This window comes from Mesorhizobium sp. LSHC412B00 (genome assembly GCF_000503035.1).
Lineage (GTDB): Bacteria > Pseudomonadota > Alphaproteobacteria > Rhizobiales > Rhizobiaceae > Mesorhizobium.
On sequence record NZ_AYWB01000007.1, the window covers coordinates 29787 to 45157 of the forward strand.

Genomic DNA, 15371 nt, shown 5'->3' on the forward strand with positions numbered 1-15371 from the left:
AGGCTTCTCCTATTCTGCAAAAATTCTGACATCGGCGGCGTCCCAGCCGAGTTCGACCTGGTCGCCCGACGAGGCCGGCCGGCGGTCGGCGGCATCGGCGGTGACGCGCACCAGGAACGGTTTTGGCGACAAGGGCGTGCGGACATGCAGCTGCAAATCGAGCCCGTGATAGGCCAGTGCCTCGACAGCGCCGGTGGTGCGGTTCGCGGTCTCGGGTGACGGGAACAGCCGGATGCGTTCGGGCCGCACCGAGGCCACGACGGAAGCGCCGGGTGTGAGCGCGGCGGGAACCTTGCCAGCAATGCGCGCGCCGTTCGCGGCGATCACGCCATCCGCAGACACCTTGCCCGGTACGAAATTCATCACGCCGATGAAGTCGGCGACGAAACGGTCGGCGGGATGCTCGTAGATCGCATGCGGCGCGTCGCATTGCAGCAGTCTGCCGTCCTTGAGCACCGCCATGCGGTCGGCCATGACGAGTGACTCTTCCTGGTCGTGGGTGACGATGACGAAGGTGATGCCGACTTCGTGCTGCAGGCGCTTCAACTCCAACTGCATGGCGCCGCGCAGTTTCTTGTCGAGCGCTCCGAGCGGTTCGTCGAGCAGCAGCAACCGAGGCCGTTTGACCAGCGCGCGGGCGAGCGCGACGCGCTGCTTCTGGCCACCCGACAATTGCTCAGGCTTACGGTCCGCGAAGGGGACAAGCTCGGTGGTGGCCAGAATGGCGTCGACGCGGGAACGGATTTCAGCTTTCGGCAAGCGCTCCATCTCCAGCCCGTAGGAGACATTGGCGCGCACGCTCATATGCGGGAACAGCGCGTAGGACTGGAACATCAGATTGACCGGCCGCTTGTTGGGCGGGGTCCGGGCGATGTCCTTGCCATCGAGCAGTATGCGGCCGTCGGTTGGCGTCTCGAAGCCGGCCAGCATGCGCAGCAGCGTGGTCTTGCCGCAGCCGGAGGGTCCAAGCAGCGCGAAGAACTCGTTTTCGCGGATGTCGAGCGAGATGCCGTCGACGGCGGTGACCCGGCCGAACTTCTTCGAAACGTTATCAATGGCCAGCAGCGTGCGCGGTTGGCTCATTGGCCGATTATCCCACGGTTGAGCCGCTGCGACAGGGTCAGCGCGGTGATCGATACCGCCATGACGATGGTCGCCAGCGCGTTGATCTCCGGCGTGATGCCGAAGCGGATCATGGCGTAGATCTGCATCGGCAGCGTGGTCGAGGCGCGGCCGGCACCGGCGGTGAAGAAGGCGATGATGAACTCGTCGACCGAGAGCGTGAAGGCAAGCAGAGCGCCGGCAATCACTGCCGGCGCGATCACCGGCAATGTCACACGCCGGAAGGTGGTCAGAGCCGAGGCGCCGAGGTCGGCGGAGGCCTCGACGATCGACCAGTCGAAACTCTTTAGCCTTGCGCGCACCACCGAGCAGACGAAGGCGAGGTTGAAGACGACATGGGCGAGGATGATGGTGTGCAGGCCCATGGTCAGGTTTAGCATGGAGAAGAACGACAGCAGAGCGATCGCCAGGACGATGTCGGGGATGATCATCGGTGCGAAGATCAGCGCCTCGAGACCCCTGCCGTATTGCCGGCGCATCTCGATGCCGATGGCCAGCAGCGTGCCGAGCAGCGTGGCGATGGCCGTGGAGACCAACGCCACGATCAGCGTGTTGAGCGCAGCGGAAAGGATGGCGGAGTTGCCGGCCAGCGAGGCATACCATTTCAGCGAAAAGCCCGACCATGCCGTCGGCAATCCGCCTTCGTTGAAGGACAGCGCCACCAGCACGGCGATCGGGATGTAGAGGAAGGCGAAGACGAGGGTGAGGATCGTCCGCATGCCGAGCGTACGGGTGAAGGAATGGGTCATCGCCGGCCTCCGACAATTGGAAGGCAAGCGAACGACCAGAGTCCTTCTCCCTGTTCACGGGTAGAAGATACCGGCAGGCAGATGAGGGGCAGCGCTGAGCGTCGCAAAGGTTGACGCCGCCCCTCATCCGCCCCTTCGGGGCACCTTCTCCCGGTGAACGGGGAGAAGGCAAGAATTGCGCAGCGCTCAGCCATCGGCGTCACCCTTTGCCTCAGCCGCACGCCCCGCGGCGCGGTCGGCGGCGAGCGCCTGCGCCATCAGCACCAGAAGCATGATGGCGATCAGCGCCATCGCCAATGCCGCGCCAAACGGCCAGTCATTGGCGGTCAGGAACTGGTCGTAGACGAGGTTGCCGATCATCTGGAAGCGGCCGCCGCCAAGCAGTGCCGGGGTGACGAAATTGCCGATCGACAGCACGAAGACGAAGACGGCGCCCGCAGCGATGCCGGGCACGGTCAGCGGCAGGATGACACGTCGGAAGGTGGTGGCAGCGGAGGCGCCGAGATCGCGCGATGCCTCGGTCAGTTCCGGGTTGAGGCGCGACAGCGGCGCGTAGCAGGCGAGGATGACGAAGGGCAGATAGTTGTAGACGAGGCCTGCGATGACCGAGCCTTCGGTATAGAGCATCGAGGGCGGTTCGCCGGTGTAGCCGAACCAGCGCAAGAGCTGGGTGATCAGCCCTTCGCGGTTCAGCAGCACGATCCAGGCATAGGTGCGGATCAGATAGTTGGACCAGAACGGCAGCACGGCGAAGAACAGGAAAATTGGCTGCCACCGGCGCGGTGCGGCGGCAATTGCATAGGCCGCGGCATAGCCGATCACGACTGCGATGAGCGTCGCGGTACCCGCGATACGTGCTGAGTTGAGGAAGATGCCGGCATAGAGCGGGTCGAAGACCAGCCCGAAATTCCCCAGCGTGAAGGTGTAGTCGATGCCGCCATAGACGCCGCGCCGGAAGAAGGCGAGCGCCAGCACCAGGGCGCATGGGATAACCATCAGCGCGGTCAGCCAGACCAGCGCCGGGGCCATCAGCAGAGAGGAACGAAGTCGGGTCTGGGACAATTTCTCGGGTACCGCTCAGGGCCGGCGGCAGAAGTGCTGCCGGCCGTGAAGTCTGCGCCGCTTACTGCGCGGCCTTGATCTCGCTGACGATCTTGGAATAGTCGCGCTGGGCTTCGCCGACGTCACGCAACTGCTCGAACTTGACGAGATCGGCCACCGGCATCGCCATGTTGGGGAATTTGGCCAGGAAGTCGGCCGGCAGGCTTTCCATCGCCGGCTTGTTCGGCACCTTGTAGTCGATGTTCTGCGCCGCCCAGGCGTGGTTCTTGGCGTCGAGCATGAAGTTGATGAACTTGAAGGCGTCGTCCTTGTGCTCGGACGCCTTCATCACCACCATCGTGTCGACCCACAGGTCCGAACCTTCTTTAGGGATGACGTATTTGATCTCCGGCTTGTCGGCGATGCCGTAATTGCACCAGCCGTCCCAGGCCTGCACCATCAGCGCCTCGCCGGAAACCAGCTTGGAATAGAAGGTGGTGTCGTCATAGGCGAGCAGGGTCTTCTTGGCGGAGATCAGGAGGTCCTTGACCTCGGCCATCTTGGCCGGGTCGGTCTCGTTGACCGAATAGCCCTTGTCGAGCTGCCCGGCGGCCAGCAGCCAGCGATCGGTCGCCAGCATGGTGGTCTTGCCCTTCATCTCGTCGGAAGGGGCGAGCAGGTCGCTCCAGCTCGTGGGCGCCGTCTTGACAAGGTCAGAGCGGTAGCAGAGGCCCGTCGTGCCCCAGGTGTAAGGCACGGAGAAAGCGTTGCCGGCATCGTGCGGCAGCTTGGTCGCTTCGGGATAGAGGTTGGCGAGGTTGGGGATCTTGGCATGGTCGATCGGCTCGGTCAGGCCAAGCTTGTTTAATACTTCGGCGAAGGGCGAGGAGACGAAGACCACGTCATAGCCCTTGCCGCCGGCGGCAATCAGCTTGCCCATGATCTCTTCATTGGTGGCGTGCACCACCACTTCGCCGGCAACGCCGGTGGCGGTCTTGAAAGCGGCCATGGCGTCGGGTGCCATGTACCCATCCCAGTTCGAAATAACGAGGTCGGCTGCGGCGGCCGGCCCCGAGAGCGTCAGGGCGAGACCGAGAGCGATTGAGGATGTATTGAGCGCACGGCGCCGCAGGCTGGTAGCGGTCATGGCAGTCTCCCATTCGGTTTGATCGTCGAAATCATTTGCCGGACCAAGGCCGGCGACGCGCGCGCCTGCCTCGATCCTGTTCCCTCGGTCTTTTCTCGCCGATTGTGCCGACAGTACTATTGCAGAAAAAAGTACGTCAATCCATAATCTGTCAACCGACGGAGGAATTTGGCCGATTGTCCCTGTTCCGGCGATCAGCCAGACCAATGCGCCACATTCGCATTCGAGAAAAGTCATGCAAGCCGTAGCCAGACGACCTCGCACCAACCATCTCGATCTGGCGCAGCGCATCCTGGATGTGGCGCGGCAGCGTGGCTTCGAGCCTGGCGCCCGCCTGCCCGAACAGCAGATCGCCTCGCTGTGCAATGTCTCGCGCACGCCCGTACGCGCCGCACTCGGCCTGCTCGCGGAACGGGGCGTGGTGCGCTGGGAGGCCGACAGCGGTTATCATCTGACGGTCGACCTCGCCGCCCAGCCCGCCATTGCCGCCGAACTACCCAGTGCGGAGGAAGACGAGCTCGCCGAAGCCATCCTGCGCGACCGCTCGGCGCGACGGTTGGACCAGACGGTGACCATCGCGGGGCTGATGCGACGCTACGACGCTGATCGCAAGACGGTACTAAAAGCACTTAACAAACTGACCGACGAGAATCTTCTGGATCGTGCGCCTGGGCAATCCTGGTTGTTTCGCCGCGCGCCGGACGATCCGGAGGCGCAAGGCGAAAGCTACGAGTTCCGCCTGGTGCTGGAGCCGGCGGCCATCCTGACGCCAGGCTTTCGGCTGGACGGGGCGCGGGCAGCAATGTTGCGGCAAGGCATGGAAGCGCTTGCAGCGCTGCCGGACGAGACATTCGACACGCGCGAGTTCCAGCGGCTGGACATGGATTTTCATGGCATGATCGCCGAGGGCTGCGCCAACCGTTTTGTGTCGGATGCATTGGCCGATCATCTCCGCCTGCGCCGGCTGCCGGGCATCTATTCCGGCGTCAACGTGTTTCGGCTGCGGCAATCGTTGCGCGAACACTCGGGCATACTCGACTATCTTGAAAGCCGGCAGTATGAGGTGGCTGCCGATCTGCTTCGCATCCACCTGCGGCTCTCCCGCAGCCAGCGACCGCAAGCAGCCAGCCGCGGAGCTCCCGCACTGTTCAGCATGATCAGCCGGCCGGATTGAAGAGGAATAATTGACGCGTAAAGCCAGCCCGACCGTCGCGCTGTTTCCCGAAGCCAGTTTCGGCGCCGCGTTGAATTGCGTCGGTATCGCACAGGCATTGCGCGCACGGGGCGCTCGCCCCGTCTTCATCTGCCATGCCGGCTTCTCCGGCGTCTTTACCGACTATGGCTTCCAGGAATACCATCTGCCGACGGATGAGCCGCTGAGCGACAGCGACCGCCAGAGCTATTGGCAGGCCTTCGTGCGCCGGCACCTGCCGCATTTCCGGCTGAGCCCGATCGACCAGCTCGAGACCTATGTCGCGCCGACCTGGCAAGCGATCGTCGACACCGCCGTCAACGCCGAGGCGCCGCTGCGCCAATTGCTGGCGCGGCTGAAGCCGGACGCGGTGGTGCTCGACAACGTCATCATGTTCCCGGCGATCGCCGCCGCCGGCTGCCCGTGGGTGCGCGTCGTCTCCTGTGCCGAGACGGAACTGCCGGATGCCGAGGTGCCGCCCTATCTCTCGGGGATGGGTGCCGACGACCCGCAACGTGCGGCGTTCGAAGCGCGCTATCTCGCGGCCTCCGCACCCGCGCATGAGCGCTTCAACCGTTTTCGTGCGGATGCCGGCCTGGCGCCGTTGCCCAAGGGCCTGTTCCTCGAGACATCACCCGACCTCAATCTGCTGCTGACGCCAGCGATCGTACGGCGTGAGCGGGCCGAGCCGCTCGACCCCAAACGCTTTGTCTATCTCGAAGGCTGCGTGCGTTCGGAAGGGCCATTCGAGGTGCCGGTGTTTCCGCGCAATGGCGGCCCGCTGGTCTATGTCAGCTTCGGCAGCCTCGGCGCGATGGATGTCGGGCTGATCGAGCGCATGCTCGCCGTCTTCGACAGGCTGCCGGCGCGCTTCATCGTCAATGCCGGCGGCCTGCGCGACGCCTATCGCGCGGTGCCGGACAATGTCTATCTCGACGCCTGGTTTCCGCAGCCTTCGGTGGTGGCGAAGTCGGACCTGTTCATCCACCATGGCGGCAACAACAGCTTTTGCGAGGCGCTGCGCTTCGGCGTGCCGTCGCTGATCATGCCCTATTGCTGGGACGGTCACGACAATGCGCAACGCGCGGGAGAGACAGGTGTCGGCGACCATATCGGCCGCGACGCCTGGACGGAAGGGGGATTGGAGAGAGCCATTCTCGGCCTGCTGGCCGACGATGCGATGCGCGCCCGCCTCAGGGACAATGCTGCCAAGATGGCGCTGACCCCTGGAACGGATGTGGCCGCGCAAGCCATACTCTCTCTCATAGGTACGTGAACCAAAATGCAGGACAAAAATACCAACACCGCTCTCTTCACCGGCAACGATCCCAAGGCCTGGCTCGCCCAGCACGGCATCACGGAGGTCGAGTGCCTGGTGCCCGACATGAATGGCGTGCTGCGCGGCAAGGCGCTGCCGACGGTGAAATTCCTCAAGGCGCTGGAAGACCGCGCACTCTACCTGCCGAGCAGCGCTTTCCTGGTCAGCATCGATGGCCGCTACTCCGGTTCCATCGACGAAGGCTTTGCCTATCAAGACCCGGATATGCGCATGGTGCCTGATATGTCGACGCTGTGCCTGGCGCCGGGCGGTGGCGTCGGCAAAGCCTATGTCTTCGCCGACGCCTTCCACATGCAAGGCAAGCCCTGGATGGCCTCGCCACGACATGTGCTGCGCGCCGTGCTCGATCTCTACCGGAAGCGCGGTTGGCGCGCGGTGGTGGCGCCGGAAATCGAATTCTATCTGACCGCGCCCAATCCGAATCCCGACCAGCCGCTGACGGCACCGGTTGGCGCCAATGGCCGCGCCGAGGGCTCGCAGCATCCCTATGACATGGTGGCGCTGGAAGAATTCGAGCCGGTGATAAGGCGCGTCTATGATTATGCCGCAGCCGCCGGCCTGCCGCTCGACACGCTGATCCATGAGTCCGGCACCGCGCAGCTGGAGATCAATCTATTGCACGGCGACGCGGTGCCGCTCGCCGACCAGGTGCTGCTGTTCAAGCGGCTGACTCGCCAAGCGGCGCAACAGAGCGGCATGCACGCGACCTTCATGGCCAAGCCGATCGCGGCGCAGGCGGGAAGCTCGATGCATCTGCACATGTCTGTCGTCGATGAAACGACAGGCGCCGCGCTGTTTGCCGACAGAGATGATGCAGACACCGAAATGTTCGGCCATTTCATCGGCGGCCTGCAGAGATATGTGCCCGAGATCATGCCGCTGTTCGCACCCAACGTGAACTCGTTCCGCCGCATCCGGCCGAACCACAGCGCACCGGCCAACATCGAATGGTCGCATGACAACCGCTCTTGCGGCCTGCGCGTGCCGGCAGGTGGCCGCGCCGCCCGGCGGGTAGAGAACCGCTTGCCGGGAGCGGATTGCAATCCCTATCTGGCGATCGCCGGTTCGCTGCTTGCCGGCTATCTCGGCGTCGAGCAGAAGCTGGCGCGCTCGGCTGAGGCCTCGGGCAATGCCTACAAGATCAAAAGCACGCTGCCGAAAACGATGGAGGAGGCGCTTGATCGTTTCATTGCTTGCGAGCCGGTGCGGGCATTGCTCGGCGAGGATTTTTTCCAGACCTATCTGCGCGTCAAGAGCGTCGAACTCGACCTGTTCCAGAGCGTGGTGACGAGCTGGGAACGCGACCATTTGCTGCTGAAGGTGTGATCATGGCCTCCGGCTCAACGGGTTTCAATTCGAGCCTCGATATCGGCAATTCCTATTATGTCGCCACCGCCAATCCGGCGCCGGACCATCCGGCGCTGGTGGGAGATGTCGGCGCCGATCTGGTGGTGGTCGGCGGCGGCTGCACCGGCCTGTCGGCCGCCCTTCATGCCGCCGAGCGCGGCCTGAAGGTGGTGCTGCTCGAAGGCGGCAAGATCGGCTGGGGCGCGTCGGGCCGCAATGGCGGCCAGATGATCCCTGGCCTGCGCAAAGGCGCCAAGGGGTTGGTCAAGCTTTACGGCCCCGAGCGGGCGAAGGCGCTGTTCGACCTCGCCTTCGAGGCGCGGGGCCTGGTGCTCGACATCATCGAGCGCCACGCCATCGATTGCGATCTGCGGCTGACCGGCCATCTCGTCGGTGCCGTTAATGGCTCCGACCTCAGGGATCTCGAAGACGAGGCCAAATGCCTCGAGAGCGTGATGAAGTTCCGCGACGTCGAGATCCTGTCGGCGGCGCAGGCACGCGGCAAGGTGGACACGCCCTATCATGGCGCGATGTATGAGCCGCTTGGCGGCCATATGCATCCGCTGAACTACACGCTCGGCCTTGCCCGTGCCGCCGTGGCGGCCGGTGTCGTCATCCATGAAAATTCCGTCGCGGTAAAGCTGAAGCGCGAGCCTTCGATCCGGGTCTCGACGGCGCAGGGGTCGGTGAGGGCCAAACATGTCGTGCTGGCCGGCGACGCGTTGCTGCATGGGCTGGAGCCGCGCGTCAACAGCCGCATCATGCCGGTCGGCAGCTACATCGTCGCCACCGAACCGCTGGAGGGCAAACACAATGTCATCCCGGCCAATGTCGCGGTGTCCGACACGCGCTTCGTCGTCAACTACTACCGCATGTCGGCGGACGGTCGGCTGCTGTTCGGCGGCGGCGAGCGCTACACGCCATCGCCGCCGGCCGACATCGCCGGCTTCGTGCGGCCGCACATGGAGGCCACCTTCCCGCAACTGAAGGGCTGCCGCATCGATCATGCCTGGGGCGGTCTGGTGTCGGTGACCACGTCGCGGCTGCCGCATGTCGGGCACTATGGCGAGGTCTATTTCGCGCATGGCTATTCCGGCAAGGGCGTCATCCTGTCAACGCTGTCGGGCAAGCTCTTGGCCGAAGCGATTACGGGCGACGCCTCGCGGCTGGACCTGTTCTCGACGCTGACGCCGATGCCGTTCCCGGGCGGTACGGCGCTGCGGGGCCCGCTCTATGTGCTGGGGATGTTGTGGTACGCCATGCGCGACCGCATCAAGCATTGAAGGCTGCGGCCGGCGGGCGCGAAATCATTGGAGGCGATTGCATGCGTGATTTTCAGTCCCCCGGACGCTCGCCAGTTCGCGCGACAGAAGCGATGGCGGCGACATCGCATCCGCTGGCGACGCTGGCCGCCATCGACATGCTGCGCTCCGGCGGCAATGCCATGGATGCCGCTGTGTGCGCTGCGGCGGTGCAAGGCGTCGTCGAGCCGCAATCGACCGGCATCGCCGGCGACTGTTTTGTGCTCTACAGTCCCAAAGGCGAGGGCGATGTTCTCGCTTTCAACGGCTCGGGGCGTTCGCCCGCTGCGGCAACCGCCGAATGGTATCTGGAGCGGGGGCATTGCGAACTGCCTGCGGCCGGACCGCATGCCGTCACCATACCAGGCGCCATCGATGCATGGTGCCGGCTACTCGAGGACCACGGAAAAAAGGGCATCGACGCCGCGCTGGCGCCAGCCATTCGCTATGCCGAACAAGGCTATGTCGTTCATGATCGCGTCGCCTTCGACTGGGCCGACGAGGTCGCCCTGCTCTCAGCCGATGAACATGCCGCGCGCATATTCCTGCCCGAGGGAAGGGCGCCGCAAGCCGGCGATGTGCATCGGCAGCCGCACTTGGCGGACACCTTGCGCATCATCGCCAACCGAGGCCGTGCAGGGTTTTATGAAGGTGAAGTCGCGGACGATCTGGTGGAACGTCTTCGCGCGCTGGGCGGGCTGCATGCATTGGAGGATTTCGCCGAGACCCAAGGCGACTACGTCACGTCGGTGAATACGTCCTATCGCGGCTACGATATCCATCAGATGCCACCGAACAATCAGGGCATGACGGCGCTGATCATGCTGAATGTGCTTTCGGGCTTCAGCCTTGGTTCGTTGGAGCCGAACAGTGCCCAGCGGCTGCATCTCGAGATCGAAGCCGGCCGGCTTGCCTACCAGGACCGCGATACTTTCATCGGCGACCAGGATTTCGTCCAGGTCCCCGTCGAACAACTGCTGTCGGCAGCTTATGCGGAGCGGCTGCGCGCCGCCATCGATCCGGCCCTCGCCATGACGCATCTGCCGCGGCTTGAGCTGCCGCGCAGCGACACCGTCTATATCTCCGTGGTCGACCGCGACCGCAATGCAGTCAGCTTCATCAACTCGACCTTCGGTTCCTTCGGCAGCGGCGTCGTCGGTCCCAAGACAGGCGTCGTGCTGCAGAATCGCGGCAGCAGTTTTCGCCTCACGGAAGGCCATCCAAATCGTATCGCGCCGCGAAAGCGACCGATGCACACCATCATGCCTGGCATGGCGACGCGAGGGGGTAAGGTGGTGATGCCGTTCGGGGTGATGGGCGGCGGCTACCAGCCGTTCGGCCATGTCCATCTGTTGACCAACATGATCGATTTCGGGATGGACCCGCAGCAGGCACTGGATGCGCCACGGGTGTTCTACAAGGACAATGCCGTGCTGGCCGAGCGCGGGATTCCGGCTGAGGCGATCGCCGGCCTGCGTCAGCGCGGTCATCAGGTTTCGATCGCCGAGGAGCCGCATGGCGGCGGCCAGCTGGTGCTGATCGATTGGGAAAAGGGCACGCTCACCGGTGCCTCCGATCCTCGCAAGGACGGTTGTGCGCTGGGCTACTGATCTGCGTTACTGGAATGCGCATTCAGAACCAGATCAGCCAGACAAGCTGCAGGATTACCAGTGCAATGGCGTCCCAGAAGATGAGTTCCCCCATCGAGAACCAGCGCCGCGACCGGTTGAAGCTGTAGAACAGCCGCCAGACAAGTGCCGCGGCGGCGAGCGGCACCAAAGCGAGTAGCGAGCTCACGGCAGCCGCGCTCCCGAAACCGCATCGAACGTGTGCAGCGCCGCCGGCGGAAAGCGTAGATAAAGCGGCTGGCCGGGATCGAAGGCGCGATCGACATTCACTGTCCTGACGATCAGCGCATTCGCCTCGCTCTTGGCGAAGATCAGCACGTCCGGCTCGACCGGTTCGACGACGTCGACGGCAAACAGGATGGCATCGCCGGCAGTCGCGTCGACAAGCTGGATCTGCTCGGGGCGAATGCCGAGCACGATGGGACCATCAGGCTTTCCCGGCAGCGGGCAAGTGAAACCGCTGGCGTGGAAGACGCCGGCGCGGACGTCACCATCGAACGTGTTCATCGCTGGACGGCCGATGAATTCGGCGATGAAGCGATTGGCCGGGCGCCGGTAGATCTCGCGCGGGTCGTCGTACTGGATCAGCGCGCCTTCGCGCAGCACCGCGACCCTGGTCGCCAGCGTCATCGCCTCTTCCTGGTCGTGGGTGACGAAGACGAAGGTCTTTTTCAGCTCGCGATGCAGCCGCTTCAGCTCGGTGCGCATGTGGAGCCGCAACAAGGCGTCGAGATTGGACAGCGGCTCGTCCATCAGACAGAGGCTAGGCTGCCAGACCAGGGCGCGGGCCACAGCGACGCGCTGCGCCTGGCCGCCCGACAATTGCGAAGGGCGGCGGTCGAGGTAACGGGTGATTTCGAGCAGCTCGGCCATGGCGCGGACGCAGCGGTCAAGCTCGGCGGCCGGCATTCTTCGGATGCGCAAGGGATAGGCGATGTTCTCGTAGACGCTCTTATGGCTGTAGAGCGCGTAATTCTGGAACACCATGCCCATGCCGCGCAGGCGCGGCGGCAGATCGGTGACATCCAGGCCTTCGACCATGATGCGCCCGGCGGTCGGCCGCTCCAGCCCGGCGAGCAGCCGGCAGGCCGTCGTCTTGCCGGAACCAGAGGGCCCGAGCAGAACCAGGAATTCGCCGGGCTCGAAAGCAAGGTCGAGCGCCTGCAGCGCCACCGTCCCGTCCGGGAAGGCCTTGGTGACGCCGTCGAAAACAATTGCCATGCAAGGATCCCTTCAACCCTTGACCGCGCCGAAGGTGAGGCCGCGGACGAGCTGTTTCTGGACAAGGAAAGTGAAAAGCACGATCGGCAGCGTTGCCACGATCGCGACCGCCGCGACTTGGCCCCATAGCGTGCCATGCGGCGTCACCAGCCCCGGTATGCCGACGGTCAGCGGCCGCCCGTCAAAAGCGACGAGGATGAAGGCATAGAGGAACTCGTTCCACGACAGGATGAAGCAGAGCACTGCTGTCGCGCCGATGCCGGGTGCGGCCAGCGGCGCGACGACGAAGAAGAATGCGCCGAGCCGCGAGCGGCCGTCCATCATCGCGGCCTCGTCGATCTCCCTGGGGATTTCGGCGAAGAAGCCGCGCATCATCCAGACGACGAGCGACAGGTTGAAGGAGGTGTGGGCGATCACAACGGCGTAGATGGTGTCGATCAGGCCCAGCGAGGTGAAGAACAGGAACAGCGGCACGGCGATCGAGATCGGCGGCGCCATGCGCGTGGTCAGGAAGAAGAAGAACAGGTCTTCCTTGCCGGGAAAATTCGAGCGGGCAAAGCCGTAGGCGGCCGGCGCGCCGATGACGATGCACAACACTGTCGACGATACCGAGATCAGCACCGAATTGATCGCCAGCGGCCAGTATTCCTTGTCGATGAAGACCGCCGGATAGTTGGAGAACGTCGGCGTAAAAGCCCATTTCGGCACCGAGGACAACAGGTCGACGCGGTTCTTGAACGAGGCTAGCACCATCCAGACGTAGGGCGTCAGCGCAACAACCACTGCGACCAGCAGCACGGCCCAGGCAAAGCTCCTCCAGGCGCGGTTGGTGGATTGATCGATCATCGCAGCGCCCTCAAAACGCCGCCGCCTGCTTGCGGCTCGACCAGTAGACGGCCTTGTAGAAGACCGAGCACAGGATCAGCACGACGAGATAGATCATGAAGGCGACCGCGGCGCCGTAGCCGAGATCCCAGTTGCGGAAGTTGACGCGGTAGGCGTAGATCGACACCAGTTCGGTCAGCGTTCCCGGACCGCCGCCGGTCATCAGGAAAACCTTGTCGAACTCCTTGAAGGCATCGATGCCGCGCAGCAATAGCACCAGCGCGATGACGGGCCGCAGCAGCGGCAGCATGACATCGCGAAAGATCTGAAACGGTTTTGCGCCATCCATCATCGCCGCCTCGAACGGCGCGCGCGGCAGGCTCATCATCCCGGCCAGCATGATCAGGGTGACGAAAGGCGTCCACTGCCAGACATCGATGGCGACGATGGTCGGAAACACCAGGTCGGGTGCCGAAAGCACCGCCGAATTCTGCGCCAGCAGGCCGACCTTGCGCATGTAGAAGGTGAGCATGCCGAAATCGCCCTGCAACAGCAGCCGCCAGATCAGCCCGACGGCGACCGGCGCGATCATCATCGGGATGAGCAGCAGTGTTGTGAGAAGCCGCTGGCTGGCGACGAAGCGGAAGATCAGGAAGGCCAGCGCAAAGCCGAGCAGGAATTCCAGGCCGACGGCGATGATGACGAATTTCAGCGTCAGCAGGAACGATGCCCAGAAGAATGGGTCGTTGCGCATCAGCTTGCGGAAATTGTCGAAACCGACGAAGGCGCCGGCATGGCTGGCGTCGGCGAAGCTGAGGTCGGTCAGCGCGGTGTAGACCATGTAGTAGAACGGGCCGACCAGGAAGACGACGACGAGCAGCGTCGCCGGCAGCATCAAGAGCGGCCCCACCCCACGGTCGAGAAGCGGCATTCCGCGCGGCGATGGAGTGCGGTTCGTCACGGGCGTTTCCTGCGGACAAGAACGGCTACCCGCTTGTGCGGGTAGCCTCTGCGCGACATCTCAAGGCCTATCGTGCCGGATAGGTCATGGGTGCGCAAGAACCGAGCAGTGTCGAGATGTCGGTGGCGGCGGTGTCGAGGGCGGCCTGCGCCTCCTTTTCGCCGGCGAGGTAGGATGACAGTTCGCGCACCAGTATGTCGGTCATCTCGGCCGATTGCGGCAGCGTCGCCTTCGGCACCGCATGCTCGTTGGCCTCCATCGACGCCTTGGCGTAGGGCAGTTTCTGCACCTCCGCCGAGGCATAGACATCGGGCCGGCCCGAGGCGCCGCCATTGAGATGCTGCTCGAGCTGGCGGTCATAGCCCATCATCCACTGGACGAAGAGGAAGGCGGCCTGCTGGTTCTTCGAATAGACCGGGATCAGATAGGTCCAGCCCTCGACCTGGCCGATCTTGCCGCCGTCGCCTTGCGGCACGAGATCGAAGCCAACCTTGCCGACCACGGTGGAGGCCGTGGTGTCGACCGATACGGCATAGGTTGCGTCGTTCCACATGATCAGCTCGGCGACCTTGGCTTGCTGCATCAGCGCCATGACATCATCCCAGAAATAGTTGAGGCTGTCCGGCGGCGAGAATTGCAGCAGGCTCTTGTAATATTCGAGCGAGGCGACGGCCTTGGGGCTGTTGACGATGACCGGGCCGCAGGCCGAGCCGCTCTTCACGTCGAGCACGTCGCCGCCGAAGGAATAAAGGAAATTGAGCCACTCATACCACAGTGCCTCATGGCGCTTGCCCTGCAGGGCGGTGCCGTAAAAACCCTGGTCGGGGCGATAGAACCATTCGGCGATATCGCGGTATTGCTTCCAGTCCTTGGCGGGAGCGAGGCCGTAGCCATACTTGGCCTTGAAGCCTGCCTGCTCCTTGGGATCGGCGAGCAGGTCCGAGCGATACCACATGAACATGTTGAGCACTGTGAAGGGGAAGCCGTACTCCTTGCCGTCATACCAGGAGATTTCGTGCCAGGCGGTCTGGTAGAGCTGCTTCTCCGGCTCGAAGCTCGGATCGCGCAAAGCCGGGTCGGCCATCATCTTGGCGATTTCGACCAGATGGTTGTTGGTGGCGAACTTGCCGAGTTCGCGATGCGGCTGGATGATGACGTCGTAGCGGCCGCGGTGCGAGTTGAGATCGAGCTGCACCTTGTTGACGGCTTCCGAGTGCTCGTACATCTCGACTTCGACATGGATGCCGGTCTGTTTTTCAAACTCCGGCGCCATCTTCTTCAGCGCTTCGAGCGGCGGCAGCGCCTCGCCGACCATGCGGATGGTCTGGCCGCTATAGGGTTTCGACGCCTCTTTCAGATCCCACGCGTCCGCTTGTGTCACTTGCCACGTCAGGGGCCACACAAATACGACTGCGACGAGCAGTCTGGACGCGGTACGTCTCAGCGGCTTGAGCATTCTTCCCTCTCCCTAGAAGTCGTGCCTGGCGGGCCGGCGCCC

At 63.8% G+C, this 15371-nt stretch carries 14 protein-coding genes; 5 read left to right on the forward strand and 9 right to left on the reverse strand.

Annotated features, from left to right (window positions below; translation table 11 throughout):
- Nucleotides 1-9 precede the first annotated feature (9 nt).
- The 4 genes from X757_RS150080 to X757_RS150065 all read right to left on the reverse strand — a co-directional run bounded on the left by X757_RS150080 (nt 10) and on the right by X757_RS150065 (nt 4059).
- Nucleotides 10-1083, reverse strand: a complete 1074-nt coding sequence (locus tag X757_RS150080) for an ABC transporter ATP-binding protein (RefSeq protein ID WP_023726408.1) — start codon at nt 1081-1083, stop codon at nt 10-12.
- On the reverse strand, nt 1080-1871 hold the full coding sequence (locus tag X757_RS150075) for an ABC transporter permease (protein ID WP_023672946.1): 792 nt from the start codon (nt 1869-1871) through the stop codon (nt 1080-1082). The genes X757_RS150080 and X757_RS150075 overlap by 4 nt, the downstream gene beginning before the upstream one ends.
- 186 nt (nt 1872-2057) lie before the next feature.
- Nucleotides 2058-2900 (reverse strand): ABC transporter permease, encoded by an 843-nt coding sequence (locus tag X757_RS150070; RefSeq protein WP_023726409.1) that lies wholly within the window; start codon nt 2898-2900, stop codon nt 2058-2060.
- Nucleotides 2901-2994: 94 nt separating this feature from the next.
- Nucleotides 2995-4059 carry a spermidine/putrescine ABC transporter substrate-binding protein gene (locus X757_RS150065; RefSeq protein ID WP_023698839.1) on the reverse strand — a complete coding sequence of 355 codons (1065 nt, stop codon included), beginning with the start codon at nt 4057-4059 and terminating at the stop codon, nt 2995-2997.
- Between the two features lie 235 nt (nt 4060-4294).
- Between X757_RS150065 and X757_RS150060 the strand changes: the two genes are divergently transcribed.
- Genes X757_RS150060 through ggt form a run of 5 tightly spaced genes read left to right on the forward strand, consistent with a single transcriptional unit; the run spans nt 4295 to nt 10848 of the window.
- A complete protein-coding gene (locus tag X757_RS150060) occupies nt 4295-5233 on the forward strand; it encodes a GntR family transcriptional regulator (protein ID WP_023698838.1) in 939 nt (312 codons plus the stop codon).
- Between the two features lie 10 nt (nt 5234-5243).
- A complete protein-coding gene (locus X757_RS150055; RefSeq protein ID WP_023726410.1) occupies nt 5244-6527 on the forward strand; it encodes a glycosyltransferase in 1284 nt (427 codons plus the stop codon).
- A 6-nt stretch (nt 6528-6533) separates the two neighbouring features.
- The gene (locus X757_RS150050) at nt 6534-7916 is read left to right on the forward strand and encodes a glutamine synthetase family protein (RefSeq protein WP_023698836.1); all 1383 of its coding nucleotides are present in this window, start codon (nt 6534-6536) and stop codon (nt 7914-7916) included.
- 2 nt (nt 7917-7918) lie between these two features.
- Nucleotides 7919-9220 carry an FAD-binding oxidoreductase gene (locus X757_RS150045; RefSeq protein ID WP_031251324.1) on the forward strand — a complete coding sequence of 434 codons (1302 nt, stop codon included), beginning with the start codon at nt 7919-7921 and terminating at the stop codon, nt 9218-9220.
- A gap of 41 nt (nt 9221-9261) precedes the next feature.
- Entirely contained in the window at nt 9262-10848 is a 1587-nt protein-coding gene (ggt, locus tag X757_RS150040) for a gamma-glutamyltransferase (protein ID WP_023726412.1), read from the forward strand.
- Nucleotides 10849-10870: 22 nt separating this feature from the next.
- Here ggt and X757_RS1000000167965 read toward each other — a convergent pair whose 3' ends face one another.
- The 5 genes from X757_RS1000000167965 to X757_RS150020 all read right to left on the reverse strand — a co-directional run bounded on the left by X757_RS1000000167965 (nt 10871) and on the right by X757_RS150020 (nt 15254).
- The gene (locus tag X757_RS1000000167965; protein WP_023726413.1) at nt 10871-11035 is read right to left on the reverse strand and encodes a hypothetical protein; all 165 of its coding nucleotides are present in this window, start codon (nt 11033-11035) and stop codon (nt 10871-10873) included.
- Nucleotides 11032-12087: an ABC transporter ATP-binding protein gene (locus X757_RS150035; RefSeq protein ID WP_023726414.1), complete on the reverse strand. Its 1056-nt coding sequence runs from the start codon at nt 12085-12087 to the stop codon at nt 11032-11034. Before X757_RS150035 ends, X757_RS1000000167965 begins: the two co-directional genes overlap by 4 nt.
- A gap of 12 nt (nt 12088-12099) precedes the next feature.
- Nucleotides 12100-12933, reverse strand: coding sequence for a carbohydrate ABC transporter permease (locus X757_RS150030; protein WP_023726415.1), 834 nt, complete (start codon nt 12931-12933; stop codon nt 12100-12102).
- 10 nt (nt 12934-12943) lie between these two features.
- On the reverse strand, nt 12944-13873 hold the full coding sequence (locus tag X757_RS150025) for a carbohydrate ABC transporter permease (protein ID WP_155922446.1): 930 nt from the start codon (nt 13871-13873) through the stop codon (nt 12944-12946).
- 67 nt (nt 13874-13940) lie between these two features.
- Nucleotides 13941-15254: a sugar ABC transporter substrate-binding protein gene (locus X757_RS150020; protein ID WP_023672935.1), complete on the reverse strand. Its 1314-nt coding sequence runs from the start codon at nt 15252-15254 to the stop codon at nt 13941-13943.
- Nucleotides 15255-15371: the final 117 nt, after the last annotated feature.